Origin of the sequence: Amycolatopsis pretoriensis (genome assembly GCF_900107925.1) — a bacterium.
In the GTDB taxonomy this organism is placed as follows: Bacteria; Actinomycetota; Actinomycetes; order Mycobacteriales; family Pseudonocardiaceae; genus Amycolatopsis; species Amycolatopsis pretoriensis.
In genome coordinates, this window is the sequence record NZ_FNUJ01000001.1 from 65344 (window position 1) to 91243 (window position 25900).

The window sequence follows — 25900 nt, forward strand, 5'->3', positions numbered from 1 at the left end:
TTCCCCCCGCGGGCCGTCACCTCAACCCCCTACAGGATGCACAACAGCGAACACGCGGTGGCCGACGACCACCCCGTGTGCGACGGCGGCGTCCCCGGCGGGACGTTCGCCGGCAGGTAACTCACCTTCGCCTGGTTCGTGATCGGGAACAGGCTCAGCAACGCGTACGTCGAGCAGTACACCTGCTTCGACTGGTTCGCCGCCAACGTGAAGTCGCCCGTCTGGCACGACGGCTCCACACTGTCCACCACGTGCGCCGACGTGATGCCGACCGGACCCAGGTTGGTCACCGTGATCCGCCAGTACGCCGTCGCGTTCAGCAGGCCGAGGAGGCCGACCCCCGCCTGCTTCACCCACGGCCCGGCGCCACCCGGTCCGCACTTCGCCGGCGTCGACGACTTGCAGATCTCCTTCTCCACCTTGACGTTCGGCGTGCACGACGCGCCCGGCGCCACCGGGAGCGTCACCGTGTTCGACGTGAACGAGCCCGTCGAATCCGTGCCCGACGCCGTGTTCGCCACCGACGACACCGCGCAGTCCGCGGAGATCGTCGTGCGGAAGCACAGCTGGGGTGCGTCGCCCACGTAGTCCACCACCAGCCGGCCGGCGAACCCGGCCGCGGAGTGCAGGACCAGCGTCGTCGTCACCGTGATCGACGGGTGCGCCGCCACGGAGACGCCGGTCAGGTCGACCGAGCCGTCCGGGGCGAAGCCCGGCGTCGGCACCGTCACGCCGTCCTGGTCGACCACCGTCACCCGGGACGCCGCGAAGTCGACGTTCGCCGGGTCGACGCCCGTCAGCCGCGCCGCCGTGTAGCCCTGGACGTGCGAGCCGCCGTCGCAGTAGAAGTCACCCGGCTTCAGCGTCACCTGCCCGCCCGAACGCACGCACGGCGTGGCCCCGGTCGCCGGGTCCATCGAGAACAGCACGCCCGCGTCGCCGAGACCGATCAGGCAGCCGGACGGCGGGTCGTACGAATACCCGTAGTCCCGCGTGGCCCCGCCGTTCACCGTCGGGTGCGAGATCGGCCCCGGCAGGCCCGCGCACGCCGCGCCCGTCGTCCAGTCGTGGCAGAGCGCCGCGCCCGCGTAGCCGCCGTTCCAGATCGGCAGGTAGCTGCGCACGTGCCCGGCGGGATCGGTGACGACCTCCGGCGGGAACGCGTACACGCCGGCCGGCAGCGCGGCCGGGCCCGGCGGGGCCGCGAGCGCGGACCCGTCCAGCGCGTAGCACGTCGTGACGTCCGGGCTGCCGGTCGTCGTCGCGCAGGCACCCACCGACGCGCCACTCGTGTCGAACGCCGTGTAGTCGTTGTAGTTGTAGTTGCCGGCGGGACCGGTCGGGCGCGCGGACGCCCAGTTCGCGCACGCCGTGGCGGTCGCCGGGTCGAAGCAGCCCAGCGTCGGCTGCTGCCCGGTGCCCGGGTTCGACGTCGACGCGAACACCTTGCCCGCCGCGACCGTCACCCCGCCGTAGACGTACGGCTGGTTGGCCGCCGGCACGATCGGCGCGTACGGCTGGCCGCCGCAGGCGCTCTGCGTCGCGATCGTCCAGCACACCACGGCGCCGGAGCTGACGATGCCGTAGAGGTTCCCGCTGTTCTCGACGAAGCCGCCGATGCTGTTCACCGCCGGCGAGCCGCCGGTCGGGGACAGCGCCCAGTACCCGCAGTTGGCCGAGGCCGCCATGTCGAGGCAGCCGACGCCGACCGAGGACGCGGTGACGGCGGGGTAGTAGACCTTCGCCGGCGCGGCCGGGTCGTGCACGTACTGCTCGACCATGGTGCTGGCGATGTCGCCGGCCCCCAGCGTGCCGAGCGGACCGGGCGCGGTGTTGAGCACCTTCGGCCACGGGCCGCCCGGGCAGCGCTGCCCGGTGGCGAGGTCGGTGCAGACCACCTTCGGCGAGGTGGCCCCCAGGTGGTGGTAGATGTTCCAGGCCTGCAGCGCGCCACCCGGGGTGCGGTACAGGATCGGGCTGAAGCCGTCGCCGCCGGTCGCCGTCGTGACCGCCTGCACGGGCGGGGTGAGGGCGCCGGACAACGACGTCGCGTCGGGGCCGGCGTCGGGGTTGCTCGCCCGCACGGCGGTGACGCCGGACGCGGGTTCGGTACCGGTGAAGGTCGTGCCGTCGGTGGACCACGACGGCGTCCAGCCGGGCGGGGCGTGCAGCGAGCCGGACTGGAACGCCTGGCCCGCGCCGACGGCGTCGGTGATGGTGGCGGCGCCGGACCCGGTGGCCTGGTCGTCGTAGCCGATGACCCAGTTCGCGGTGGCGCCGTGGTCGGCGGGGGATCCGGTGCCCTGCACGGACTTCGTGAGCCCGGAGACGGGGGCGGCCTCGGCGGCCACGGGCAGCGCGACGGCGGAGGCCGCGACGAGCACGAGGGGCAGCACGGCACCCAGCATGCGTCTTCGCATGAATGGTCCTCGATTCTTTCGCGAAAGTGGATTCCGGGAATCGTTTTCCCGGCCGAAGGAAAATCCTATGCCGTGCCGGGAGTGCGTTGAAGGTGTCTCACCCGGGCGCCAGAAAGGCGAAGCCAACAGCGCAGTTCGTTACCGATGCGAAACAACGGACACCTGCTGCGACAAGGGGTTTCCCGGTGACCGGTCACCCGGATGCCGTCCCGCTGTCACTCGATCGGGTAATGGCCGGTCGCGAAAACCGGCGTGATTCCACCCCGGTGATGATCTATTTTCCGAATGCGCTCAGCCGGATTCCGCGTCGAAGCGGAGTTTCGACGTGATCCGGTAGCGGTCGCCCCGGTACACCGATCGCGTCAGCTCCACGACCCGGCCCGTGGCGTCGCGGGTGAGCCGCTCGATGTGCAGGATCGGCGCGTACACCGCGATCTCGAGCAGTTCGGCCTGCTCCGGGTTGGTCACCGCCGGCTCGATAGTCTGCACCGCGTCCGACACCACGATCCCGAACCGCTCCCGCAGCAGCCGGTAGAAGTTGCCCGATTCCAGGTCCGCGACGGCGAGTCCCGGGGCCACCGACGCCGGCAGCGCCAGCTGTTCGATCGCGATCGGCTCGTCGTCGACGTGCCGGACCCGCGTCACGCGCAGCACCGGCGTTCCCGGCTCGAGTTCGAGGTCGGCCGCCAAGGACCGGGGGGCCGGGGAGACCGCGAACGCGACCACCCGGCTGGTCCAGTGCCCTTCCGCGGGCGGAACGGCGAGCCCCGTGGCCAGTTCCTGGGTCACCTTGTGCGGGCTCGTGAACGTCCCGCGCCCGCGCTGGCGCACCAGCAGCCCGGTGCGCGTCAGCTCGTCGATCGCCGCCCGGACGGTCGGGCGGGACACGCCCAGCTCCGCGGCCAGGTCGCGTTCCGAGGCCAGCCCGGTGCCGGGGCCGGCGTTCTCGATCACCTTGAGCAGGTGCCGCCGGACGCGGTCGCGCTTCACGGTGGGCGGGCGGTCCGCCGGCTCGCCACCTTCTTTTCGGGGGCCTCGGGGGGCGGAGCCCCCGGCTTGGAGCGGAGCCCCTGATGGCTCAGCGGTCAAGGCACCGTCTTCCTGGGTACTCCGAGCGCCCCGGCGAACCGGACGCGCTCCTTGGGCAGGGCGTCCAGGGCACGCAGCCGCTCGAGGTGACCGGTCAGGCGCTCCTGGAATTCAGCATAACCGCGCGCCGGCGGCGACCAGGCGCGTTCGGCGAGCGCGCACAGCCGCGGGAACGCCAGGTGGCGGACGTGGTCGGGGGTCGGCGCGTGCTCGGTCCACAGCTGGGCCTGCGTGCCGAGCACCCCGGGCCGCGTCCCGTCGCTGACCGGGAGCCCGCCCGCCAGGGGGTCGAAGCGGTAGACGTCCCGGAGTGTCGTGACGTCGGCGCGCGGCGGTTCGCCCGGTTCCTCGCTCTGCCGGTAGTCGAAGTACGTCGACGTGTGCGGCGCCATGATCACCTGGTGCCCGCGGGCCACGGCGAGGGCGCCGTGCGCGGCGTCTCGCCAGGCCGTGACGACCAGGTCCGGTGGCAGCCGGCCCGCGGTGTGGCCGGTCTCGTCCCAGCACACGGCCTGCCGGCCGAGTCCGGTGAGGAACCCGTGCAGCTCGGTCAGGAACCACGGGTGCAGCTCGGCGGTGTCGGTCAGCTCGAGCTCGGCGGCCTTGGCCCGCGCGAGGGGGCTCGACGCCCACTGCGTCGTCGGGCACTCGTCGCCGCCGATGTGCAGGTGCCGCGCCGGGAAGACGTCCGCGACCTGCGCGAGGACCTCGCGGCAGAAGGCGAACGCGCCGTCGTGGACGCCGAGGATGTCCGGGCTGATGCCCCACGCGGTCCACACCGGCAGCCGCACGTCCGGCCGGTTGCCCAGCTCGGGGTAGGCGGCCAGGGCCGCGCGCATGTGCCCGGGCAGGTCGATCTCCGGCACGACCCGCACGCCGCGCTCGGCCGCGAACGCGACGAGTTCGCGCAGCTCGCGCTGGGTGTAGAAGCCGCCGTGGGGGACACCGTCGTAGACGTCGCTGCCGGCCGCGCCGACCATCGACTCCGTCCGCCACGCGCCGATTTCGGTGAGCCGCGGCCGGCCGTCGATCTCGATCCGCCAGCCCTGGTCGTCGGTCAGGTGCAGGTGCAGGACGTTGTACTTGTGCAGCGCCAGCAGGTCGACGAACTCGCGCAGGAACTCCAGTGGCATGAAGTGCCGGGCGACGTCGAGCAGCATCCCGCGCCACGGCAGCCGGGGCGCGTCGCGGACGTGCAGGCACGGCAGCCGCGGCGGCCCGTGCAGCGGCACCAGCTGGCGCAGAGTCTGCACGCCGTTGCGCAGCCCCGCTTCGGCCGACGCGGTCAGGAGCGCACCCGTCGGCGTGACGTCGAGTTCGTAGCCCTCCGGCCCGTGGTTGCCGTCGGGCACGAGGTCGAGGCGGATCGCCGGTCCACTGTGGATCGACGGCCGGGGCAGGTAGCCGGCGAGCAGCCGCGCGACGCGCTCGGTGCCGCGCCCGGCCAGGACGCGCAGGCCGCCGGCGGGCGCGAAGGAACCGGCGCGGCGCGTCAGCCGCGCGGGGTGGGGGATGATCATCAGCCCTTCACCGCGCCCGCGGTCATGCCTTCGACCAGGTGGCGCTGCACGAGCGCGAAGAAGACGACGACGGGCAGCGCGAACAGCGTCGAGGCCGCGATCAGGCCGCCGTAGTCGGTACCGGTGCTCGTGCTGAACGACACCAGCCACACCGGCAGCGTGTAGCCCGAACTGTCCTTCATGATCACGTACGCGAAGAGGAAGTCGTTCCACGCCGTGATGAACGCGAACACGCTGGTCGCGATCAGCCCGGGCAGGACCAGCGGCAGCAGGACCGAGCGCATGACGCGCGCGCGGGTCGCGCCGTCGACCATCGCCGCCTCCTCGAGTTCGACCGGGATGCCGTGCAGGAAGCCGCGCAACGTCCAGATCGTGAACGGCAGCACGAGCGCCACGTAGGTCAGGACCAGCCCGAACAGCGTGTCCAGCAGGTGCGCGCTCTTGAGCCCGAGGAACAGCGGGATGACCAGCGCGGGCACCGGCACCATCTGCAGCACCAGCACGCCGACGAGGAAGCCGCGGCGGCCGAAGAACCGGAAGCGCGTCAACGCCGTCGCGGCCAGGAAAGCGACCACGATGGACAGTGCGACCACCGCGACGACGACCACGACGCTGTTGACGAGGTCCTGCACGAACCCGGGCTTGGCGAGGGCGTCGGCGAAGTTGTCGAAGGTGAGGTCGAACGGCAGGAACTCCGGCGTCGGCTGGAGGATCTTGCCCGCGGGCTTGAACGCCGTGAGCACCATCCAGTAGACCGGGAAGATCCACACCAGGCAGAAGAGGGCGGCCGTGAGGTTCCGGCCGATCCGCCGGATCACAGGTCCTCCCCGGAGCGGACGAGCCGGCGCACGTACACGGCCGTCAGGCCGACGAGCAGCGCGACCGAGACGACGGCGATCGCCGCGCCCTGCCCGAAGTCGTTGCGGCTGAACGCCCGGGTGAACGTCCAGATGCCCAGGGTCGTCGTGCCGTCGTTCGGCCCGCCCTGGGTCAGGATCCAGATCTGGTTGAACACGGTGAAGTCCCAGATCACCGAGAGGATGGTGACCAGGCCGAGGATCGGCTGCAGGAACGGGAACGTGATGGTGCGGTGCACCCGCCACGGACCGGCGCCGTCGAGCGCGGCGGCTTCGTAGTAGGACCGCGGGATCTGCGACAGGCCCGCGTAGAGCGTGAGCGCGACGAACGGCACGGACTGCCAGACGACGAGCAGCCAGACGAGCGTGAACGCCGACGCCGGGGACGTCGTCCAGTCGTGCTGGGTGAGGTCGCCGAAGCCGACCTGGCTGAGCAGCCAGTTGACCACGCCGTAACCGGGCTGGAAGAGCCACTGCCAGACCAAGGTGGACGCCACGTTCGGCAGGGCCCACGCGGCGATCAGGCAGAGCGTGACGGCCGTGCGCATGCCGCGGCCGAGACGTTGCAGGAGCAGCGCGACGCCGAAGCCGATGACGAGCGTGCCGGTGACCAGGGCCGCGCAGAACCCGATGCTGCGGGCGAGGACCGGGAGGAGTTGGTCGTCGCCGAGGACGGCGGCGTAGTTGTCCAGTCCCGCGAAGGACGTCGTGCCGGTGAACAGCGACCGCAGGCTGTACTGCTGCAGCGAAATGACGATCAGGCGCACCAGCGGGTAGCCCAGGACGAGTCCCAAGAGGACGGTCGCGGGCAGCAGCAGGCCGTACGGGAGCAGCGAGCGGCGCCGGCGTGGCGTGACCGGTCTCGGCGCGGCTTCGGGCGGAGCTTTCTCCAGCAACACGAGGACTCCTTCGCGGGAAAAGGGGCGGGGTGGCCCGGTTGGGGACGGCAGTCGGCCGGGCCACCCCGCCGGTCAGCGGGCGTTCAGCGCCTCGGTCAGGTGAGCGTCGAAGTCCTTGGCGGCGTCGGCGATCGGCCGCCGCCCGGTGGCGATGTCCGCGAAGAAGGTGTTGATCGACTTGTCGCTCTCGATGGTCGCCCAGCCGGGCGCGGCCGGCGTCGCGACGCTGGTCTTGGCCGCGGTCGCGAAGGCGGCGTTGACGGGCGGCAGGGTGGGCGTGATCCGGTCGATCAGCTCGGTGGAGATGGGGGTCCAGCCGTCGATGCCGACGATCGCGTCGCGCTGGACGGCGGGGTCGGTCGCGGCCTTGAGGTAGGCCAGGGCGAGGTCGGAGTTGCGGCTCTTGGCCGCGATCGCGAGGTCCGAGCCGCCGAGGAACACCGGCTGCGTCCTGCCGGGCGTGGCGCTGGGGAACGGGAAGGTGCCGAGGCGGTCCTTCAGCTCCGGCTTGTTCTTGACGACGGTGTTGACGCTCGTGTCGAGGATCGCGCCGGCGCCGCCGGAGGAGAAGATGGCGGCCTGGTCGGGGGCTTTCGTGTCGACGTTGCGGGAGGCGGGGGAGGAGTAGGCGTTCTGGAAGTCCTTCCAGGCCTGCAGGCCCTTCTGCGCCTCGGGGCTCTCGAGCGCGCCGGCCCACTTGCCGTCCTTCTGCGTGGCGATCTGGCCGCCGGCGTCCCAGACGAACTGCAGCGCGCCGAACCAGTACTTGCCGGGGAAGTGGAAGGCCGAGTAGTCGGCGGCGGGGTGCTTGGCCTTGATCTTGTCGAGGTCCTGCGTGAGCTCGGTGAACGTCTTGGGTGCAGCGGTGATCCCGGCGTCGGCCCAGACCTGCTTGTCGTAGATGACCGCACGGTTCCCGGCGAACAGCGGGGCGCCGTAGACGTGTCCGTCCACAGTGGCCGGACCGGCGAGGCCGGGCAGCCAGGTCTGCCCGGCGGCGAGCTCGTCGCGGTGCGGGTTCAGGTCGGTGAGGGCGCCGTTGGCGGCGAAGAGCGGGACGTCGGTGTTGCCGATCTCGATGACGTCGGGCGTGTTGTCCTGCGCGAGGGCGGTGCTGATCTTGGTGTTGATGTTGTCCCACTCCTGGATCTGCACGGTGACCTTCGCGCCGGTGGCCTTTTCGAAGGCGGCGTTGATCGCCGCGGTGGCCTTGTCGGACAGGTCGCCGTTCATCAGCCAGACGGTCAGCTGCCCGCCTTGGGCGGCGGCGGGGGCAGGGGTATCGGTACCGCAGGCGGCGGTGGCGGTCACGGCGGCGACGGCCAGGGCGGCGGCGAAGGTGCGTCTGCGCATGGGAGTTCCCGAAGAGTGAAGTGGGTGGGGTGGTGGGGGAGCTAGCCGTGGGAGGCCGCGGCCCGGGTTGGTCCCGTTGACCCGGGCCGCGGCCGGACTTCAGCAGTGGCCGAGGTCGGCCCACTGGGCGGTGAGCCCGGGCTCGGATCCCTGGGTCCACCAGTTGGCCTGCCAGAGGTGCGCGTTGTGCTTCACCCGCTGGCCGCCGAGGTACACCGTGCCCCAGTCCCATTCCGCCGCCGTCGAGCAGTTGGCCGGCTGCGAAGGCGTGGTGGGCGTGGTCGGCGTCGTCGGCTTGGTCGGAGTGGTCGCCGGCGGAGTGGTCGGCGTGGTGCACCCGTTCACCGTGTCCACATGGGACGTTCCGGCCGTCCGGTAGGAACCCGCGCGGGCGACGGCGTCCGCCGGCGACACCACCTGGTTGCCCGCGTAGTACGTCCAGTCGACCTGTTCGGTGTAGACGCTGGTGCCGCTCGTGTGCCCGGCCGTGTCGATGAACCACATGTTGTAGTTGATCGACATCGGCGTCCGCGGGTACACCGGGTTGCCCTGCGCGTCGGTCGTGTGGTCGGCGGTCTGGACGCCGTCGATGAAGTACTTCACGTGCCCGCCCGACACCTGCGTGACGATGTCGTGCCAGCCCGCGAAACTGCGGTTCTGCGCGGTGGACGTGCGCAGGCCGTCCCACGTCGGGTTGTTCCAGTAGGTGTACCAGCTGGTCTGGTAGTCGGCCGTCGGGCCGCCCCAGCCGCCGTTGGGCAGGTATTCCGAGAAGTCCAGCTCGCTGTAGAGCGGGTCGCGGTCGTACCGCAGCGGCGAGATGGTGAAGTACGTTTCGTTGACGTGGTCGCCGTCCGTGCCGCTGTCCGGCGCGTCGGTGAAGCGGACCCGGCTCGCGTATGTCCCGTCGAGGAACCGCAGCTGGTTCTGGTACATCTCGGAATGCGTGGTGCCGGCCGCGCTGCCGTCGGTGCTGGCGGCGAGCTGGGCGACGCGCTCGCCGTTCACCGTCGGGAAGGTGACGTTGCTGGTGAGCCACCGCGCGCCCGCCACGCCGGGGCTGCCGACGTCGTTGCGCGTGGTCCAGCCGGCGCCGCTGAAGGCGGAATCGGTCGGGGCGTTGTAGTGGAAGTCGTCGAACAGCACCCCGCAGTCGGCGGCCGCCGCGGCCGTCGGGCTCGCGGCGGCCCCGCCGGAGAGGATCAGGGCCGTCGCGGCCACGGTCGCGGCGCTCGTGAGGACTGCGGTGGTGGTCCGGGTTCTGCGGGACATGGGTCTCCTCCTGAGGATGGCCGTCCGCCGGAGCTCGCTGATTGGTCTAGACGAATCAGGTGGCGAGGACTCTCCTCCTGACCATTGGTAAAGTCAAGATGGCGACAGAACTTACCTTTGGTAATTTCGCGAGCGGATTTCGGCGGGTCTCGCGGGGCCTGTCGAGTTACCGTCGTCCCGTTCGTCATCCTCTTCGACCGACGCCGGACGAAGGAGCGCTCGTGCTCTACATGCTGCTGATCTACAACTGCGACCGCCCCGAGCCGGGCGATCCCGGGTTCGAGGAGGCACTCGCCGCCGTCAACGCCTTCGCCGACGAGTGCCGCCGCCGCGGGGTCTTCGTCTCCGGCCACCCGCTGCAGGGCGAACACACCGCTACGACGGTGACCGTGCAGGAGGGCCGGACGCTCATCACCGACGGACCCTTCACCGAGACCCACGAACACCTCGGCGGCGTCTACGTGTTCGACTGCCGCGACCTCGACGAAGCCCTGGAGCTGGCCGCGCTGTGCCCGATGGCCGCCCAGGGGTCCGTCGAGGTCCGCCCGGTCGCCGGCGTGCCCGGGCTGGACCACCGCGCCGCCCGTGGCTGAGCGGGCGGCCGGTGCCGTCGAACGCGTCTACCGCGCCGACCGCGCCCGGCTGCTCGCTGCGCTGGTCCGGGTGCTCGGCGACTTCGAACTCGCCGAAGACGCCCTGCAGGACGCGGTCGCGCGGGCGCTGCGGACGTGGGACGCCGCGATCCCGGACGACCCCGCGGCCTGGCTGCTGACCGCGGCGCGCAACAGCGCCGTCGACCGGATCCGCCGCGCCCGCGTCGGCCGGGCCAAGCTGGCCGAGGTCGCGGCCGGGGAAAGCGGGGTGACCACCGTGCGCCTGCCCGACGACCGGCTCGCCGAGGTCGGCGACGACCGGCTGAGCCTGCTCTTCACCTGCTGCCACCCGGCCCTGGCCGAAGACGCCCGGGTCGCGCTGACGCTGCAGGCGGTCGCGGGCCTGACCGCCGCCCAGATCGCCCGGCTGTTCCTCGTCGCCGAGCCGGCGCTGGCGCAGCGGCTCGTGCGCGCGAAACGCAAGATCCGCGACGCGGGCATCTCGCTGAATGTCCCGCCGGACCACCTGCTGCCTGACCGCCTCGACGGCGTCCTCGCGGTGATCTACCTCGTCTTCACGCGGGGTTACGCGTCGCCGTCCGGGCGGGACGAGCCGGCGGAGCTGCGGCGCGAGGCGATCCGGCTGGCGAAGCTGCTGGCCGCGTTGATGCCGGACGAGCCGGAGGCGCTCGGCCTGGTCGCGCTGCTCCTGCTGCAGGACTCGCGCTCGGCCGCCCGCTACACACCCGGCGGCGACGTCGTCCTGCTCGAAGACCAAGACCGCGGACGGTGGGACCGGGCCGAGATCGCCGAGGCGTTCGGCGTGCTCGGGCGGGCGCTGCGCCACGGGACGGTCGGGCAGTACCAGCTGCAGGCGGCGATCGCGGCCCAGCACGCGCAGGCCCGCGTCGCCGCCGACACCGACTGGGCGCGCATCGCCGCGCTCTACGCGCAGCTGCGGACGCTCGCGCCGTCACCCGTGGTCGCGCTCAACCACGCCGTGGCCGTCGCGATGGCGTCCGGTCCCGAGGACGGCTTGAGGCTGCTCGACACGATCGACGGCCTCGACCGCTACCACCTCTGGCACGCCGCCCGCGCGGACCTGCTGCGCCGCCTCGGCCGTTCCGAAGACGCCGTCGCCGCGTACCGCCGGGCGCGCGAGCTGGCCGAAGCCCCCGCCGACCACCGTTTCCTCGACCGCCGCCTGCACGAACTGGAGTCCTGATGCGACTGTCCGTCCTGGACACCGGCCACCGCCGCCGGGCCCGGCTCTTCATGACCGTCACCGGAAAGCTCTCCGGCGTGACGAGCCCCGACATCGTCAAACTGCTGCTGTACCGGCCGGGCTTCCTGACCCGGCCGCTGCTGGACCTGACCGCGCCCGCGATGCGCGGCGAGTCGTACTGGACCGCCGCCGAGCGCGAGTACCTCGCGCTGAGCACGGCGAAGGTGCACGAGTGCCCGTTCTGCGCGGTCACGCACGCCGAACTGGTGCGCGTCGCCGGCGGCGGCGACCTCGACCCCCGGCCGGAACTGCTTGCCGCGCAGAGGTTTGTCGAAGACGTCTCGCGCGACGCCGACCTCGACACCGCGCCGCTGCGCGACCTGCCCGCGCACGCCGTGGCGCAGGCACTGGACGTCAACCTGGTGTGGAACATCGTCAACCGGCTCGCGAACGCGTTCGGCTTCGAGCTGCTCGACGGGCAGCTGAAGACGGGCACGCGCGCCCTGCACCGCGCCGGCTACCGGTTCCCGGGTTTCCTGCTCGCCGACGGCCCGGACGACCTCCGCGCGAGCGTCTTCGACCAGCCCGCGCACACGAGCCCCGACCTGCGGCGGGCGGCCGGCGCGGGGGAGGGGCTGCCGTCGCCGTGGGGCGGTTATGTGGCGTTGGTCCGCGAGGCGTCGCACCGGGTGAGCGACGACGACGTCCGCGCCCTGCTCGCCGCCGGGTGCGGTGAGGACGAGGTTTTCGAGGTCACGGTGGCCGCGGCGGTGGGCGCGGCGTTGCGCAGTTTCGACGCCGGCCACGCCGCGCTCCGGGCTTAGCGGGCGGACTCGAACAGCTCGACGAGGTTGTCGGCCGGGTCGGCCAGCAGGATCTGCCGTCCGCCGGGCCCGGCGACTACGTCCCCGCGGAAGGTGAGGCCTTCCTGGCTGAGCCGCGTGATCTCGGCGTCGAGGTCGGGGACGACGAGGTGGATCCGGTTGCGCCCGGCGGCCGCGGCGTCGGCGGGGGTGGCGCGGGCGCCGGAACTGGCGGGTCCCGAGAGCAGCAGCCGCAGCGGCCCGCGGACGACGTCGGCGAACGCGGGCGCGGCGCTCATGCGCACGGTGAAGCCCAGGTGGGTGGTGTAGAAGTCGAGGGCGGCCGGGACGTCATCCACGACGTACCGGACGCTGGCGAGCTGCTCGGTCACGGCTGGGCCTCCTTGCCTTGCGCCACAACGAGATCCGGCAGCAGGTGCCGGACGCGGGTGTCGATCTCGGCCGCCGTCCGCCGGAACGCGGCGTAGCCCGTGGGCTCGGCCAGGCTCCAGTGGCGGCGGCTCGGGAACTCGGCACAGACTTCGCGGGCCTTGTCGCACAGGGTGACGACGTGGTCGAACCGCCGTCCGGCGAAGGCGTCGAGGGCCCGCGGTCGTTGCCCGGCGAGGTCGATGTCGAAGTCGTCGCGCAGCACTCGGAGCGTGTCGGGGTGCAGCGCGGCTTTCGGTCGCGTCCCGGCGCTGGTGACGTCGACCTTGCCGCCGGTGCGCCGGTGGAGCAGGGCTTCGGCGATGGGGGAGCGGGCGCTGTTGCCGGTGCAGACGAAGAGCACGGCGATCCGTCCGTAGTGCGCCGGGGTGGTCTCGCCGCGCAACGCGGGGTGGAGCGCCGCGCCGGTCTCGGCCAGTGAGGTGGCGCAGCGGTCGAGGTCGAGGTGGTAGTAGCTGTCCCGGCCGTCGAAGCTGCTGCGCGTGGCGGCGACGAGGCCGCCGTCGCGCAGCAGCCGCAGGTGGTAGGAGACGAGGTTCTGCGGCCGGCCGAGGCGGTCGGTCAGTTCGCGCACCCGCAGGTCGTTCCCGGCCAGCGCGGTCAGCAGCGCCCACCGCAGCGGGTGGGCGGCCAGCCGGACGAACGCGGGCGGCTCCATCGTCGTAAAATACATCAAACGGGCTTGATGGACCAGGGCCGCCGCATACGCCGCGGCCCTGGTCCTCGGGCTCAGACCCCGGCCGGCTTGGCTTCGGGTGTCGCTTGCAGACGGGCCGCGCGGGTCTTCGGGCCGAACACCGCCAGCACCACCGCGCCCACCAGCCACGTCCCCGCGATGAACAGGAACACGCTCTGGTACCCGCTCCCGTTGTACAACCCGGCCACGATCAGCGGTCCCACCGCGTTGGACAGCCGGCCGAGGCCGTACGACACGCCCGTCCCCAGTGACCGGCCGCGCGTGTCGAACAGCTCCGGCGAGTACGCGTACCCCAGCGCCGTGTAGCCGCGCTCGAACAGGTTCACCAGGAACCCGAACACCACGATGAGGATCGGGTTGAACGTCAGCCCGTAGAACAGGCCGCACAGCGCGATCACCGTGCCGAACGCGACCAGGCACCACTTGCGCTCGAAGCGGTCCGTCACCAGCGCCGCCAGGTACGAGCCCAGGGGCGCGCCCACCGTCGTCAGCGCCACGTAGAACACCGACTTCTCGACGCTGAAACCCTCCTTGGCCAGCAGCGTCGGCGCCCAGCTCGAGTAGCCGAAGAAGCCGATCGTCTGCGTCACCCACAGGACCGTCAGCAGCAACGTCGGCATCAGGTACTTCTTCTTCAGCAGCAAGCGCAGCGGCGCCTTGCCCACCGGTGCCTCGTCGATCGGCGGCGCCGGCTCCGGCAGCGGGCCCTTCTCCGCCGCGACGCGCTCTTCGATCTCGCGCAGCACCGCGTCCGCCTTGGCGTGCTCGCCACGGCTTTCGTACCAGCGCGGCGATTCCTTCAGCTGCCGCGTGAACAGCACCAGCAGCACGCCGAGCGCGCCCCACAGGTACACCAGCCGCCACGACCAGGAGTTGATCGGCACCACCGCGCTCGCGATCAGGTTCGTCACCGGCGTCCCGCAGATGCCGATCACGATCGCGTACGCCTGGTACTTGCCGCGGCTCGCCGCCGGGTACAGCTCGCTGACGTAGATGACCGCGACGACCGTCATCGCCGAAAGCCCGGCCGAGGTCAGGATGCGGAACACCCCGAGCGACACGATGTCCCAGGAGAACACCGCCGCGAACGAGAAGACGCCGAACCACACGGTGGTCCACATCAGGGCGTTCTTCCGGCCCCAGCGGTCGGCGAGCTTGCTCGCGACGACCGAGCCGAAGAACATGCCGACGAACGACAGCGAGGTCACGTAAGCGACCTGGTCGACCGTCACGCCCCACAGCTTGATCAGCTTGGGCGCGGTGGTGGCGAAGCTGTTGATGTCGGCGAACTCGAAGAAGTAGGCGAACGAGACGGCGAGCAGGGTGATCTTGTGGAACCGCGAAATCGGCAGTCTGTTCAGCCGGTTGAGCGCGTTGGCGTGCTGCATTGCATGCCCTTCAGGGGGTTTCAGGCGGTTTCGCCGGGCCAGTAGAGGCGCATCGGGTTGTCGACGAGCAGCTTCCGCCGCAGCTCGTGCGTTTCCGCGATGTGCGGGATGTAGTCGACGAGCAGCCCGTCGTCGGGCATGTGGTTCTTCAGGTTCGGGTGGGGCCAGTCGGTGCCCCACAGGACGCGGTCCGGGAACTCCGTCACGACGCGCCGGGCGAAGGGCACGACGTCGGTGTACGCGTGCCGTTCGCCGTCGAGGGCCGGTGGGCCGGTGACGGTGAGGCGCTCGGGACAGCTCACCTTCACGTGGACGTCGTTGCGGTCGACGAACTTCAGGAACCGCGCGAATTCGGGGCCGTCGACGGGTTTCGTGACGTCCGGGCGTCCCATGTGGTCGATCACCAGGGGCGCCGGCAGCTCGCCGAAGAAGTCCTCGAGCTCGGGCAGGTCGGCGGCTTCGAAGTAGAGCACCACGTGCCAGCCGAGCGGCGCGATCTTCTTCGCGATGGTGCTCAGGTCCTCTTTGGGCGAGGCGTCGACGAGCCGTTTCACGAAGTTGAACCGGACGCCTTTGACGCCCGCTTCGTCGAGTCGGCGGAGTTCTTCGTCGCTGACGTCGGGGCGGACGGTCGCGATCCCGCGCGCCCGGCCGGCCGCCGCTCGCACGGCGTCGACCATGGCCGAGTTGTCCGCGCCGTGGCAGGTGGCCTGCACGATGACGTTCCGCGTGACGCCGAGGTGGTCCCGCAGGGCGAACAGCTGGTCCTTGCTCGCGTCGCACGGCGTGTACTTGCGTTCGGGCGCGAACGGGAACTCTTGCTGCGGGCCGAAGACGTGGCAGTGTGCGTCCACAGTGCCCTCGGGCAGCCGGAAGTCCGGTGTGGACGGATCGGCGTACCAGTCCAGCCAGCCGGGTGTCTTGGTCATCGGCCCTGTCCTTTGAGGAGGGTGTCGAGGCGCGGGTAGACGGCGCGGGCGTTGTGCTCGCGGATCGCGGCCCAGTCCGCTTCGGACAGTTTCGCGGATTCGGCGTACCGGCGGGTGTCGTCGAAGTGGTGGCCGGTGCGCGGGTCGACGCTGCGCACGGCGCCGATCATCTCGGACGCGAACAGGATGTTGCGCGCCGGGATGACGTCGAAGAGCAGGTCCGACCCCGGCTGGTGGTAGACGCAGGTGTCGAAGTAGACGTTGTTCAGCACGTGCTCTTCGAGTTCGGGTTTGCCCAGCGCCATCGCGAGACCGCGGAACCGGCCCCAGTGGTAGGGCACCGCGCCGCCGCCGTGCGGGATGACCAGCCGCAGCGTCGGAAAGTCGGTGAACAGGTCGCCCTGCACGAGCTGCATGAACGCGGTCGTGTCGGCGTTGAGGTAGTGCGCGCCGGTGGTGTGGAACGCCGGGTTGACGCTGGTGCTGACGTGCACCATGGCCGGGATGTCGTATTCGACCATCTTTTCGTAGATCGGGTACCACGACCGGTCGGTGAGCGGCGGCGCCGTCCAGTGGCCACCGCTGGGGTCGGGGTTGAGGTTCAGCGCGACGGCGCCGTACTCCTCGACGCAGCGGGTCAGCTCGGGCAGGCAGGTGGCGGGGTCGACGCCCGGCGACTGCGGGAGCATCGCGGCGGGGGCGAAGCGCTCGGGGTAGAGCGTGCTGACGCGGTGGCAGAGCTCGTTGCAGATGGCCGCCCATTCGGCGGACGTCTCGAAGCCGCCGACGTGGTGGGCCATGAACGACGCGCGCGGCGAGAAGATCGTGAGGTCGATGCCGCGTTCGTCCATCAGGCGCAGCTGGTTCGGCTCGATCGTCTCGCGCAGTTCGTCGTCGCTGATCCGCAGGTCCGCGCGCGCGGGGGCGGCGGCCTCGCCGGTCAGGGACGCGACCTGCCGGTCGCGCCACGCCGCGAGGGCGGGCGGGGCGGTGGTGTAGTGGCCGTGGCAATCGATGATCAAGGTGGTTCCTCGTCGCTTCCGTGCTTCGATACTCGCACACTAATCGTCGATGAAATTGTTGACAATATCTACGACGAGATTGACCTGATTGAGATGGTTCGACTCGGCGGAGTGCGTGGGGAGCGCGTGAGAGACTTCGGCGGAACCGCCGGGGCCGGGATCGGCGCACCGTGGGGGCGGTCAGCCGAGACCGAGGACACCATGACGAATCCGCAGTACCCCGGGTCGCCGGGGCAGCAGCCGTACGCCGGGCCGCAGGGGGAGGGGCAGCCGTATGGCGCGCCCTCGGGTGGTTTTCCTGCGCAGCCGGACGCGGGGCAGCAGGCGTTCCCGGCACCTTCGGGCGGGTCTGCTGCGCAGCCGGAGGCGGGCCAGCAGCGGTATGTGCCGCCCTCGGGTGGGTTCGCCGCGCCAGACCCGGCGTCTTCGGGCGGCTTCCCCGCGCAGCCGGATGCGGGCCAGCAGCCCTACCCGGCGCCCTCGGGCGGGTCTGTTGCGCAGCCGGAGGGAGGCCAGCAGCGGTATGTGCCGCCCTCGGGTGGGTTCGCGGCGCAAGACCCGGTGCCTTCGGGTGGGTTCGCCGCGCAGCCGGACCTGGGGCAGCAGGCGTTCCCGGCTCCCTCGGGCGGGTTCGCCGCGCAGTCGGAGGCAGGCCAGCAGCAGTATGCGCCGCCCTCAGGTGGTTTCGCCGCGCAAGACCCGGCGTCTTCGGGTGGGTTCGCCGCGCAGCCGGACCTGGGCCAGCAGTCCTACCCGGCACCTTCGGGCGGGTTCGTCGCGCCGGATGCCGGGCAGCAGCCGTACGCCGGGCCGCAGCCCTATGGTGCGCCTTCGGGCGGGTTTCCGGGGCAACAGCCGTATCCCGCGCAGCAGCCCTACCCCGGCCCACCTTCCTACCCCGGCGGATACGCCGCCCAGCCGTACCCCGCCGCGCCCTACCCGGCGGCCCCCTACGGCATGCGGCCCCCTCAACCCAACGGTGCCACCGCCATCATCGCCGGCGTTCTCGCCGTGCTCGGCGGGCTGGCCTCCCTGCTCGGCCTGATCGTCGGCGTCATCGGGGTCTCCAGCCTCGGCTTCCTGCACTGGCTCTTCGTCGTCGCCCTGGTCGAGAACCTCGTTCTCGTCGGTACGCTGCTGCCCGGCGGCATCCTCCTCTTCCTGCGCAAGCCGGCCGGCCGGCTGCTCACCATCGTCGGCAGCGGGTTCGCCATCTTCGTGGCCCTCGCGACCGTCGTCGTCGATCTCGTCGGCATCGGGCACTACAGCGCCGGGCTGTTCCCCGGCTTCGTCGGGTTGCTGCTGACCCTCGTGCCGGCCGTCGCGACGCTCGTGCTCGCCATCGTCAAGCCGACTGCGCTGTGGTGCGCTCCTCGGTGACCGGTTTGCCGGCGCGGCGCACCAGGCTCACCATCGCCGCGCCGAGCACGCCCGCGATCGCGAACACCACGAAGCCCAAAGAGGACAGTCCACTCGCGACCAGGATCCCGCCCAGCCACGGCCCGAACACCGCGCCCAGCCGGCCGACGCCCGACACCCAGCCGAGCGCCGTGGCCCGGCTGTCGGCCGGGTAGTACGCGCCGACCGCCGCGTAGATGAGCGTCTGCGCGCTGAACAGCCACGCGCCCGTCAGGAACACGACCACGTATGTCACGACCAGCGGCAGGTGCACCGCCAGCAGCCCGACGCCACACGCCGTCAGCGCGAACCAGATGATCGCGACCGGCCGGGCGCCGAACCGGTCGGCGAGCCGGCCGGCGACGAGCATGCCCGCGATGCCGCCCAGGTTGATCACCAGCAGGAAGCTGATCGCGGAGCCGAGGTTGTAGCCGCTGCCGCGCATCATCGTCGGCAGCCAGGTGTTGACGCCGTACACCAGCAGCAGGCCGGCGAACGAAGCGATCCAGAACAGCAGCGTCGTCATCCGCACCGACGGCGTGAACAGGCCGCGCAGGCCGCCGCGCCGGTCTTCGGCCGGCTCGGGTGCGAACGTGTCGAGCGAGACCGCGTACTTGTCCGCGATGGCCCGCGCGCGGTCGGTCCGGCCCTTGGTCAACAAGAATGTCAACGATTCCGGCAGCAGGAAGACGACCGCCGGCAGCACCACCACGAGCAGCAGCGCGCCGATCCAGTACACCGAGCGCCAGCCCAGCGACTGGACGAGCGTCATCCCCAGCGCGCCGGCCAGCGCCCCGCCCGCCTGGTGGGCCGTCATCACCGTGGTGACGGCGAGGTTCTTCCGCCACGCCGGCGCGTACTCCATGACCATCGCGATCGCCGACGGCAGCAGGCCGCCGAGCCCGATACCGGCGACGAACCGCGCCGCGCCGAAGAACTCGACCGTCGGCGCGACGGCGCACGCGGCCGCGGCCAGCGAGAAGACCACGACCCCGGTGATGATGATCTTCCGGCGCCCGGTGCGGTCGGTGAGGATGCCGGACGCGAGCGCGCCGAGCATCATCCCGAACGTCGTCAGGCTGCCGATCGTCCCGCCGGTGACCGCGGTCAGGCCGAAGCTCTTGTCGGCCAGCACACCCGGCAGGGTCGCCCCGTAGACGAACAGGTCCAGCCCGTCGAGCAGGACGAGGATCCAGCACAACGCGGTCACCCGGATCGACAGCCGGACCGTGGCGGCGGTCGTGCCGCCGAGCTCTCTCGTGGACATCCTCGTCCCTTTCGTCACTGGCGCAGCGAAGGTGACCGAAGTTACATCCGTGGAGATATTGAACACAAGACTTGCGGCAAGATTGTTAACAATCCTGTGAATCAGCTATGTGCGCAAGCTGGTCACGGGAAGCGCCGGCGACGTCGGCGCGCACGCCCAGCTCGCCCAGCATCTCGGCGGCCGCCGCCATCTCGGCGGTGCGGCGGACGGCGTGCTGGTACGAGCCGCCGACGAGCCGGTCGACGGTGGCCGCGTTCGCCGCGGTGAGCTCGTCGACGATGATCTTGCGCAGCCAGTCTTCGCAGCCTGCCGCGCGGGCGGCGGTCAGCGCCTCGACCACGGCGGCCGACATGCCCTTGAAGAACACGCTGCGCAGGAGCTTGCGCTCGGCGGCGAGCCCGGCGTCGCCGGGCATGACCTCGACCGATGCGCCGAAGGCGTTCAGCGCGTCGGCGACGACCTCGGCGGCGGGGCCGGTGGCGAGCATCGGGACGCGCAGGCCGCGGCCCGGCACCGGCGCCATGATCGCGATGTCGGCGAACGGCACGCCGTGCCCGGCGGCGATGCCGGCGAGCTCGCGCTTGGTGCCGGGGGAGGCGGTGTTCAGGTCGGCCCAGGCGGCGCCGGTCTTCAGGCCAGGCAGGCCGGCCTCGAGCGCTTCGACGGCCGCGTGCGCGCTGTTCACGCTGAGCACCAGGTCGGCGCCGTCGGCGGCTTCGGCTTCGGAGCCCGTGGCGACGACGCCCTCGGCGGCCGGTACGGCCGGATCGTAGCCCCGCACCACGGCTCCGGCGGCGGCCAGATCGCGGGCGAGCGCGCTGCCCGCTTCGCCGAGCCCCAGTACCGCGATGGTTCCGGACATAGCAGAATCCTCTCAGCAAGCTACGATCGAGTACACGATGTGTTCGACAATATTGTCAACAAACGGCGGTTCTTCAACAAACGGAGTCGGGGTATGACGGAGAGTGCTGCGGACGGGCAGCCGGGGGAGCGTTCCGTGGTGGCGGCGATCCGCGACGCGATCGTGCGGGGGGAGTTCGTGCCCAACCAGCGGCTGGTGGAGGCGGACCTGTCCGCCCAGTTCGCCGCCAGCCGCGCGACGGTGCGCGCGGCGCTGATCGAGCTGACGAACGAGGGGCTCGTCGAGCGGGTGCAGAACCGCGGCGCCCGGGTGCGGGCGGTGTCGCTGGAAGAGGCCGTCGAGATCTCCGAAGTCCGCATGATGCTGGAGTCGCTGTGCGCGGCGAAGGCGGCGGAGCGTGTTTCCGACGCGGAGACCAATGAGCTGGAAGAACTCGGCGAGCTGATGCAGCAGGCGGTGGCGGCCGGCGACGTGGTCGGGTATTCGGGTCTCAACCAGCGGCTGCACCGCCGGGTGCGCGAGATCAGCGGCCAGCGCACGGCGGCGCAGGTGCTGGAGCGGCTGCGCGGGCAGAGCGTGCGCCACCAGTTCCGGCTGGCGATGCGGCCGGGCCGGCCGCAGGTGTCGCTGCCGGAGCACCTGGCGATCATCGACGCGATCTGCGCGCACCGCCCGGAGCGGGCGGCGGAAGCGGCGCGGGTGCACCTGGCGAGCGTGATCGAGGCGCTCAAGGCTGCCGACGCGGCGGAGGTTTCGCACCTGCGCCCGTGAGGTGTGGCTCGGTTGTGGTGGCGCCGCCCGCGATGTCATGAACGACCCTTTCAGCGCGCCTGATGGCGTGAACGACTCGTTCATGTCGTCGGCGTGCCGCTGGCGCCAAGATTGTTGACAATTTCGTCTACCGAACCGTACCGTGGCCAGTATGAAGCCCGTCATCGTCACCGACCCGCCGCGCGCCGACCTCGCGCAGGTCGCGCAGCTGGCCGACTACGGCGTCGCCACCGTTCACGAGGCCCTCGGGCGCTCCGGGCTGCTCGGTCCCGATCTGCGCCCGATCCAGGACGGCGCGCGGATCGGCGGCACCGCCGTCACCGCGCTCTGCTGGCCCGGGGACAACCTCATGATCCACGCCGCCGTCGAGCAGTGCCGCGAAGGCGACGTCCTCGTCGTCACCACCACCTCGCCCTGCCGCGACGGGCTCTTCGGCGAGCTCTTCGCCACCGCGCTGCGCTACCGCGGCGTGAAAGGCCTCGTCATCAACACCGGTGTCCGCGATGTCACCGACCTGCGCGCCCTCGGGTTCCCCGTCTGGTCGGCCGCGGTGAGCGCGCAGGGCACCGTCAAGGCGACCGCCGGTGCCGTCAACGTTCCCGTCGTCATCGGCGGCCAGGTGATCCGCCCGGGTGACGCCATCCTCGCCGACGACGACGGTGTCATGCGCGTGCGCCGCGAAGATGTCCAAACCGGACTCGAGGCCTCGCAGGCCCGGCTGGAAAAGGAAGCCGCCGCGCGGGAAGCGTTCGCCCAGGGCCAGCTCGGCCTGGACCGCTACGGGCTGCGCGAGAAGCTCGAAGCCCTCGGCGTCCGGTACCTGACCGCCGAGGAGTACGAAAAGGAGCAGGCATGACCGGCGTGCGCTGTACGCTCATGCGCGGCGGCACCTCCAAGGGCGCCTACTTCCTCGCCGAGGACCTTCCCTCGGATCCGAAGACCCGCGACGACCTCCTGATGCGAATCATGGGCACCCCCGACCCGCGCCAGATCGACGGTCTCGGCGGGGCCCAGCCGGTCACCAGCAAGGTCGCGATCGTGTCCGAAGCGGACGGACCGGACCACGACGTCGACTACCTGTTCCTGCAGCTCGGCGTCGAAGAGCCCACCGTCTCCGACCGGCAGACCTGCGGCAACCTCCTGGCCGGCGTCGGCCAGTTCGCCGTCGAACGCGGGCTCGTACCCGCCGGGGACGACCGCACCACCGTGCGCGTGCGGCTGCTCAACACCGGCACGATCGCCGTTTCGACGTTCGCCACCCCGGGCGGCGAAGTCGACTACGCCGGTGACACGGCCATCTCCGGCGTCCCGGGCACCGCGGCCCCGGTCGAACTGGACTTCACCGAGACCGAAGGGTCCGTCTGCGGCAGCCTGCTGCCCACCGGCAACGTCCGCGACGACATCGGCGGCATCGCGGTCACCTGCGTGGACAACGGGATGCCGGTCGTCGTGGCCCGCGCCGAGGACCTCGGCGAAGAGCCGGGGCTCGCCGACCGGATCGACGCCCTGCGCGTCGAAGCCGGGAAGCTGATGGGCCTCGGCGACGTCCGTGGCTCGTCGGTCCCCAAGACGACGCTCGTTTCGGCGCCGCGTGACGGTGGCGCCATCGCCACGCGCACGTTCATCCCGGTCAAGCAGCACCCGTCGATCGGCGTGCTCGGCGGGGTCAGCGTCGTGACGGCGTTGCTGCTCGAAGGTGCCGTGGGAGCCGAACTCCTCCGGAAGCCGGCGGCGGGCGAGCCCGTCCAGATCGAGCACCCGAGCGGCAAGCTCGCCGTGGCGATCGAGTTCGAAGACGCCCGCGTCCGCCGGTCCACCGTGATCCGCACCGCGCGGAAGCTGTTCGACGGCACCGTTTTCCCGCGTCCCTGAGGAGCTGTCCATGCCCGATCCCTCGCCGCGCCACGAAATCGCGCACCTCGGCCACGTCGAGCTGCTGACGCCGGAGCCGGAAAAGAGCCTCGACTTCTTCGTCCGCGTGCTCGGCCTCACCGAGAACGGCACCGACGGCGATTCCGTCTACCTGCGCACCTGGGACGACTACGAGCACCACAGCCTGAAGCTGACCGCGGCGAAGACGTCCGGGGTCGGGCGGACGGCCTTGCGCGCGTCGAGCGAAGAGGCCCTCAAGCGGCGCGTCGTCGCCCTCGAAGAGCGCGGGCTCGGCGTCGGCTGGGTCGACGGCGACACCGGGATCGGCGCGACGTACCTGTTCCGCGACCCGGACGGCCACGAGCTCGAGGTCTACTGGGAAACCGAGCGCTACCAGCCGCCGGAGCACTTGCGGCCGGCCTTGAAGAACCAGGCGCAGGCGTACCCGGGACGCGGGGTCGGCGTCCGGCGCCTCGACCACGTCAACTACCTGGCGCGGGAGGCCGAGGCGAACGGCCGGTTCGTCTGCGACGCGCTGGGCGGCCGCGTCACCGAGCAGATCCAGCTCGACAGCGGCGTGATTTCGGGGCAGTGGACGCATTTCGCGCAGAAGTCCTACGACCTCGTCTACACGAACGACTGGACGAAGTCGAACGGGCGGCTGCACCACATCGCGTTCGCGACCGACACGCGCGAGGACATCCTGCGCGCGGCGGACATCGCGCTCGACAACGACGTCCACATCGAGACCGGGCCGCACAAGCACGCGATCCAGCAGACGTTCTTCCTCTACCTCTACGAACCCGGCGGCAATCGCATCGAGCTGTGCAACCCGACCGGGCGGCTGATCTTCGCGCCGGACTGGGAGCCGGTCACCTGGACCGAGGCCGAGCGCGCGAAGGGTCAGGCGTGGGGGTTGAAGACGATCGAATCGTTCCACACGCACGGGACGCCGCCGGTGGCGTGAGCTTCCGGTAGGCGTCGGCGACGCGGCAGAGGTACTCGGTGTCGCTGCCGAGGTCCTGTCCACCGTGGACGGCCGGTTCGGTCGAAAGCGGTGGCGTGCCTTGTTCTCGCGCGTGCAGGGCGGCGGCGATTTCGGCGGCTTCCTGGTGTTCGCCGGTGCCGGACCCGGTGCGGTAGGGGCGGATGGCGAGCAGGCCGTCGCGGATCTCGATGACCCGCCGGTAGAGGTGCAGCCGCGTCGGGAACAGCGTGGTGCGCGGCGGTTCGAGCGCGATCGCGGGTTCCGCGCGGTAGAGGGCGAGCCAGAGCGGGGCGAGCCGGCGGTACTGGCGGTGGCGGCGCAGCCAGCCGGCCGCCGCGGGCACGCCGACGCCGACGAGCACGAGCACGTGGGCCGCCGTCGGAAGTGCCTTGCTCAGCAGGAAACCGCGGCCGTACTCGAAGCTGAAAGGGGCGCGGGCGGTGACGGCGATGACGGTCCGGATCACCATGTAGGCCGCCGCGGCGACGACCCCGGCGACGACCAGGCCGAGGCCGGCGCGCACGACGCGGCCGGCGGTGCGGCGCGCGTCCTGCAGGCACAGCCCCGCGATGACCGCGAACTCGGGCAGGAGCGCGACGGCGTAGGCGATGCAGTACTCCATGACGAACGGCGACTGCGGCATCATGTTCGGCGCGAGAGCGAAGAGGGTGATCATCGCGGCGCCCCCGGTGGCGGCCCAGGCGGTGTGGCGCCGGGCGCTTGCGCGGAGCCCGTGCACGGTGAGCAGCAGCTGGGCACCGGCCCAGACCGCGCCGACCATGGCGAGGTGGGCGACGAGCAGTTCGACGTTGGGAGCCCCGAGTCCGCGGGTGAGCGCGCGGACGGCGGGGGTGAGGGCGGTTTGCGAGACGGCGAGGCCGAGCACGCAGAACCGGACCAGCCGGCGGCCGGGGGTGGGGCTCGGGCGGAGCCAGAGCAGGAGGGCCCAGGCGAGGAGGGCGGGACCGTAGCGGCGGACGAGTTCACCCATGGGCGCCGCATTTCGCAATCGCGACCGCGGTCGCGCTGCCGTTCACTTCACCCACGGTCGCCGCCGTCCTCCAGGGCCGACCGGAGCCGGTCCGCTGCCGAGTCGCCGTGGTTCGCGAAACCCGTGTGCTGGCCCAGCATCGAGGCGAACAGCTCCGCCTCGCGCTCCTCGTCGCTCGAATACCCCGCGCGTCCTAGGACTCGCCGGACCATCGCCGGGTCCAGGTTGGGGAGCAGTACGTGCGCCTGCTCGGCCGGGGTGAGCGTTGCCGGGTAGTGGTCGCACAGCATGTGGCCGATCTCGTGCAGCACGATGTGGTCCTGGTGCGGGGCGCTCGTGTGCTTCTCGTACGCGATCAGGTCCGCGGTCGCCGTCGCGATCCACAGGCCGCACACCTCCGACAGGCCCGGCAGGGGCAGCAGCCGGATCGGGCGGCCGCGTCGCTCGCCCAGTGCCGCGCACAGCTCGCGGACGTCGAACCTGGCCGGGAGACTCAGGTCCCGCAGCACCGCGGCGTACCGCTGCCGCAGCCGGCGTCGCCCCCGCGAGCTCATCGTTCCGGGTCGCTCGCCGGTTCGGGGAGGCCCTCGAGCTCGCGGACCCGGTCGACCATCTCGCTGATCGCTTCGAGGCTCTTCGCCGACAACCCCCGCGCGCGGAGGGCGATCTGCCGGACCGGTGCGTCCCGCAACGCGCTGAGCAGCGTCAGCTCCGCGTCGATGCGCTCGGCTTCGGCGTCGTCGAAGAAGTACGCCGGGGGCACGCCGAAGAACCCCGCGAGCGCTTCGAGGTGCCGCTTGGTCGGGTTGTCGCGCAGGCCCTTGCGCAGCTGCCAGAGGTAGGTGGCCGAAATCGTGGGGCCGCCCTGCGTGCGGATCGACTCGGCGACCTCGTCGAAGGTGTACTCGTCGCCGTCAGCGGGGCGCACCACGCTGAACAGGTGGTTCAGCTTCGCGGAGAGGCTTCCCGCGGCGATGTCCTCCGGCATGGCGGGAGTCTACCGTTGACCTCGTCGCCCACGTCAGTTTACGATCACCGCCGAGTTCACCAACTGATGTGAATGGGCGAGGGGGCGGTTCACATTCCGAGGAAGCGCACGCGGACGACGATCCCGGGACGGCTGGCCGTGGTGGGAGCCGCCGCACTGCTCTACGCCCACTGCATCGGAGGCGCCGGCTGCCCTGCGGGGCAGCGACCCTGAACCTCCGACGAACCGGTGGCACTCGCCGCCGTC

At 71.4% G+C, this 25900-nt stretch carries 25 protein-coding genes; 8 read left to right on the forward strand and 17 right to left on the reverse strand.

Going from position 1 to position 25900, the window contains the following annotated elements:
* Positions 1–29 precede the first annotated feature (29 nt).
* The 7 genes from BLV96_RS00310 to BLV96_RS00340 all read right to left on the reverse strand — a co-directional run bounded on the left by BLV96_RS00310 (position 30) and on the right by BLV96_RS00340 (position 9410).
* Positions 30–2420, reverse strand: coding sequence for a DUF7617 domain-containing protein (locus BLV96_RS00310; RefSeq protein ID WP_086680763.1), 2391 nt, complete (start codon positions 2418–2420; stop codon positions 30–32).
* 291 nt (positions 2421–2711) lie between these two features.
* Positions 2712–3410, reverse strand: coding sequence for a GntR family transcriptional regulator (locus BLV96_RS00315; RefSeq protein ID WP_086680765.1), 699 nt, complete (start codon positions 3408–3410; stop codon positions 2712–2714).
* A gap of 95 nt (positions 3411–3505) precedes the next feature.
* Positions 3506–5029, reverse strand: coding sequence for a beta-N-acetylhexosaminidase (locus tag BLV96_RS00320; protein WP_086680767.1), 1524 nt, complete (start codon positions 5027–5029; stop codon positions 3506–3508).
* Positions 5029–5847, reverse strand: coding sequence for a carbohydrate ABC transporter permease (locus BLV96_RS00325; RefSeq protein ID WP_086680769.1), 819 nt, complete (start codon positions 5845–5847; stop codon positions 5029–5031). The genes BLV96_RS00320 and BLV96_RS00325 overlap by 1 nt, the downstream gene beginning before the upstream one ends.
* Positions 5844–6785, reverse strand: a complete 942-nt coding sequence (locus BLV96_RS00330; protein WP_086680770.1) for a carbohydrate ABC transporter permease — start codon at positions 6783–6785, stop codon at positions 5844–5846. Before BLV96_RS00330 ends, BLV96_RS00325 begins: the two co-directional genes overlap by 4 nt.
* A 72-nt stretch (positions 6786–6857) precedes the next feature.
* Complete coding sequence (locus tag BLV96_RS00335) at positions 6858–8138, reverse strand: extracellular solute-binding protein (RefSeq protein ID WP_086680771.1); 1281 nt, start codon at positions 8136–8138, stop codon at positions 6858–6860.
* Positions 8139–8237: 99 nt separating this feature from the next.
* Entirely contained in the window at positions 8238–9410 is a 1173-nt protein-coding gene (locus BLV96_RS00340) for a carbohydrate-binding protein (protein WP_086680773.1), read from the reverse strand.
* A 230-nt stretch (positions 9411–9640) separates the two neighbouring features.
* Between BLV96_RS00340 and BLV96_RS00345 the strand changes: the two genes are divergently transcribed.
* From BLV96_RS00345 to BLV96_RS00355, 3 genes are read left to right on the forward strand one after another with little or no spacing between them, the layout of a single operon-like run.
* Positions 9641–10003 carry a YciI family protein gene (locus BLV96_RS00345; RefSeq protein ID WP_244180071.1) on the forward strand — a complete coding sequence of 121 codons (363 nt, stop codon included), beginning with the start codon at positions 9641–9643 and terminating at the stop codon, positions 10001–10003.
* Positions 9996–11228, forward strand: coding sequence for an RNA polymerase sigma factor (locus BLV96_RS00350; protein WP_086680777.1), 1233 nt, complete (start codon positions 9996–9998; stop codon positions 11226–11228). Before BLV96_RS00345 ends, BLV96_RS00350 begins: the two co-directional genes overlap by 8 nt.
* Complete coding sequence (locus BLV96_RS00355) at positions 11228–12052, forward strand: carboxymuconolactone decarboxylase family protein (RefSeq protein ID WP_086680779.1); 825 nt, start codon at positions 11228–11230, stop codon at positions 12050–12052. Before BLV96_RS00350 ends, BLV96_RS00355 begins: the two co-directional genes overlap by 1 nt.
* Here the strand turns inward: BLV96_RS00355 and BLV96_RS00360 are convergent.
* The 5 genes from BLV96_RS00360 to BLV96_RS00380 all read right to left on the reverse strand — a co-directional run bounded on the left by BLV96_RS00360 (position 12049) and on the right by BLV96_RS00380 (position 16517).
* Positions 12049–12423: a VOC family protein gene (locus BLV96_RS00360; protein ID WP_086680781.1), complete on the reverse strand. Its 375-nt coding sequence runs from the start codon at positions 12421–12423 to the stop codon at positions 12049–12051. The genes BLV96_RS00355 and BLV96_RS00360 overlap by 4 nt on opposite strands.
* Positions 12420–13139: an arsenate reductase/protein-tyrosine-phosphatase family protein gene (locus BLV96_RS51150; RefSeq protein WP_143050897.1), complete on the reverse strand. Its 720-nt coding sequence runs from the start codon at positions 13137–13139 to the stop codon at positions 12420–12422. The genes BLV96_RS00360 and BLV96_RS51150 overlap by 4 nt, the downstream gene beginning before the upstream one ends.
* Before the next feature lie 71 nt (positions 13140–13210).
* Positions 13211–14566, reverse strand: coding sequence for an MFS transporter (locus tag BLV96_RS00370; RefSeq protein WP_086680785.1), 1356 nt, complete (start codon positions 14564–14566; stop codon positions 13211–13213).
* A 20-nt stretch (positions 14567–14586) separates the two neighbouring features.
* The gene (locus BLV96_RS00375) at positions 14587–15495 is read right to left on the reverse strand and encodes an amidohydrolase family protein (protein WP_086680787.1); all 909 of its coding nucleotides are present in this window, start codon (positions 15493–15495) and stop codon (positions 14587–14589) included.
* The gene (locus BLV96_RS00380) at positions 15492–16517 is read right to left on the reverse strand and encodes an amidohydrolase family protein (RefSeq protein WP_086680789.1); all 1026 of its coding nucleotides are present in this window, start codon (positions 16515–16517) and stop codon (positions 15492–15494) included. The genes BLV96_RS00375 and BLV96_RS00380 overlap by 4 nt, the downstream gene beginning before the upstream one ends.
* A 201-nt stretch (positions 16518–16718) precedes the next feature.
* Between BLV96_RS00380 and BLV96_RS48975 the strand changes: the two genes are divergently transcribed.
* Entirely contained in the window at positions 16719–17897 is a 1179-nt protein-coding gene (locus BLV96_RS48975) for a hypothetical protein (RefSeq protein ID WP_143050898.1), read from the forward strand.
* On the opposite strand, the gene BLV96_RS00390 is transcribed toward BLV96_RS48975, so the two are convergent.
* Together BLV96_RS00390 and BLV96_RS00395 are read right to left on the reverse strand one after the other, a co-directional pair.
* The gene (locus tag BLV96_RS00390; RefSeq protein WP_086680793.1) at positions 17863–19182 is read right to left on the reverse strand and encodes an MFS transporter; all 1320 of its coding nucleotides are present in this window, start codon (positions 19180–19182) and stop codon (positions 17863–17865) included. The two genes, BLV96_RS48975 and BLV96_RS00390, sit on opposite strands and share 35 nt — an antisense overlap.
* A gap of 85 nt (positions 19183–19267) precedes the next feature.
* Positions 19268–20044, reverse strand: a complete 777-nt coding sequence (locus BLV96_RS00395; protein ID WP_086680795.1) for a DUF1932 domain-containing protein — start codon at positions 20042–20044, stop codon at positions 19268–19270.
* Positions 20045–20137: 93 nt separating this feature from the next.
* Here BLV96_RS00395 and BLV96_RS00400 point away from each other — a divergent pair, with 93 nt between their 5' ends.
* The 4 genes from BLV96_RS00400 to BLV96_RS00415 all read left to right on the forward strand — a co-directional run bounded on the left by BLV96_RS00400 (position 20138) and on the right by BLV96_RS00415 (position 23654).
* Positions 20138–20815 (forward strand): GntR family transcriptional regulator, encoded by a 678-nt coding sequence (locus BLV96_RS00400; protein ID WP_086680798.1) that lies wholly within the window; start codon positions 20138–20140, stop codon positions 20813–20815.
* Between the two features lie 151 nt (positions 20816–20966).
* Positions 20967–21671 (forward strand): 4-carboxy-4-hydroxy-2-oxoadipate aldolase/oxaloacetate decarboxylase, encoded by a 705-nt coding sequence (locus tag BLV96_RS00405; protein ID WP_086680800.1) that lies wholly within the window; start codon positions 20967–20969, stop codon positions 21669–21671.
* The gene (locus BLV96_RS00410; protein WP_086680802.1) at positions 21668–22687 is read left to right on the forward strand and encodes a 4-oxalomesaconate tautomerase; all 1020 of its coding nucleotides are present in this window, start codon (positions 21668–21670) and stop codon (positions 22685–22687) included. Before BLV96_RS00405 ends, BLV96_RS00410 begins: the two co-directional genes overlap by 4 nt.
* 10 nt (positions 22688–22697) lie before the next feature.
* Positions 22698–23654 (forward strand): catechol 2,3-dioxygenase, encoded by a 957-nt coding sequence (locus BLV96_RS00415; RefSeq protein ID WP_086680804.1) that lies wholly within the window; start codon positions 22698–22700, stop codon positions 23652–23654.
* Here BLV96_RS00415 and BLV96_RS00420 read toward each other — a convergent pair.
* From BLV96_RS00420 to BLV96_RS00430, 3 genes are read right to left on the reverse strand one after another with little or no spacing between them, the layout of a single operon-like run.
* Positions 23560–24666, reverse strand: coding sequence for an MAB_1171c family putative transporter (locus BLV96_RS00420; RefSeq protein WP_086680806.1), 1107 nt, complete (start codon positions 24664–24666; stop codon positions 23560–23562). The two genes, BLV96_RS00415 and BLV96_RS00420, sit on opposite strands and share 95 nt — an antisense overlap.
* Before the next feature lie 47 nt (positions 24667–24713).
* The gene (locus tag BLV96_RS00425; protein ID WP_086680807.1) at positions 24714–25220 is read right to left on the reverse strand and encodes a hypothetical protein; all 507 of its coding nucleotides are present in this window, start codon (positions 25218–25220) and stop codon (positions 24714–24716) included.
* On the reverse strand, positions 25217–25654 hold the full coding sequence (locus BLV96_RS00430) for a helix-turn-helix domain-containing protein (protein WP_086680809.1): 438 nt from the start codon (positions 25652–25654) through the stop codon (positions 25217–25219). The genes BLV96_RS00425 and BLV96_RS00430 overlap by 4 nt, the downstream gene beginning before the upstream one ends.
* Positions 25655–25900: the final 246 nt, after the last annotated feature.

Coding starts and splice junctions, on each gene's coding strand:
- BLV96_RS00375 (WP_086680787.1), bottom strand. CDS start 15,495: ATGACCAAGACACCCGGCTGGCTGGACTGGTACGCCGATCCGTCCACA.
- BLV96_RS00370 (WP_086680785.1), bottom strand. CDS start 14,566: ATGCAGCACGCCAACGCGCTCAACCGGCTGAACAGACTGCCGATTTCG.
- BLV96_RS00320 (WP_086680767.1), bottom strand. CDS start 5,029: ATGATCATCCCCCACCCCGCGCGGCTGACGCGCCGCGCCGGTTCCTTC.
- BLV96_RS00345 (WP_244180071.1), top strand. CDS start 9,641: ATGCTGCTGATCTACAACTGCGACCGCCCCGAGCCGGGCGATCCCGGG.
- BLV96_RS00425 (WP_086680807.1), bottom strand. CDS start 25,220: ATGAGCTCGCGGGGGCGACGCCGGCTGCGGCAGCGGTACGCCGCGGTG.
- BLV96_RS00415 (WP_086680804.1), top strand. CDS start 22,698: ATGCCCGATCCCTCGCCGCGCCACGAAATCGCGCACCTCGGCCACGTC.
- BLV96_RS00410 (WP_086680802.1), top strand. CDS start 21,668: ATGACCGGCGTGCGCTGTACGCTCATGCGCGGCGGCACCTCCAAGGGC.
- BLV96_RS00390 (WP_086680793.1), bottom strand. CDS start 19,182: ATGTCCACGAGAGAGCTCGGCGGCACGACCGCCGCCACGGTCCGGCTG.
- BLV96_RS00335 (WP_086680771.1), bottom strand. CDS start 8,138: ATGCGCAGACGCACCTTCGCCGCCGCCCTGGCCGTCGCCGCCGTGACC.
- BLV96_RS00400 (WP_086680798.1), top strand. CDS start 20,138: ATGACGGAGAGTGCTGCGGACGGGCAGCCGGGGGAGCGTTCCGTGGTG.
- BLV96_RS51150 (WP_143050897.1), bottom strand. CDS start 13,139: ATGGAGCCGCCCGCGTTCGTCCGGCTGGCCGCCCACCCGCTGCGGTGG.
- BLV96_RS00430 (WP_086680809.1), bottom strand. CDS start 25,654: ATGCCGGAGGACATCGCCGCGGGAAGCCTCTCCGCGAAGCTGAACCAC.
- BLV96_RS00395 (WP_086680795.1), bottom strand. CDS start 20,044: ATGTCCGGAACCATCGCGGTACTGGGGCTCGGCGAAGCGGGCAGCGCG.
- BLV96_RS00420 (WP_086680806.1), bottom strand. CDS start 24,666: ATGGGTGAACTCGTCCGCCGCTACGGTCCCGCCCTCCTCGCCTGGGCC.
- BLV96_RS48975 (WP_143050898.1), top strand. CDS start 16,719: ATGACGAATCCGCAGTACCCCGGGTCGCCGGGGCAGCAGCCGTACGCC.
- BLV96_RS00405 (WP_086680800.1), top strand. CDS start 20,967: ATGAAGCCCGTCATCGTCACCGACCCGCCGCGCGCCGACCTCGCGCAG.
- BLV96_RS00340 (WP_086680773.1), bottom strand. CDS start 9,410: ATGTCCCGCAGAACCCGGACCACCACCGCAGTCCTCACGAGCGCCGCG.
- BLV96_RS00355 (WP_086680779.1), top strand. CDS start 11,228: ATGCGACTGTCCGTCCTGGACACCGGCCACCGCCGCCGGGCCCGGCTC.
- BLV96_RS00310 (WP_086680763.1), bottom strand. CDS start 2,420: ATGCGAAGACGCATGCTGGGTGCCGTGCTGCCCCTCGTGCTCGTCGCG.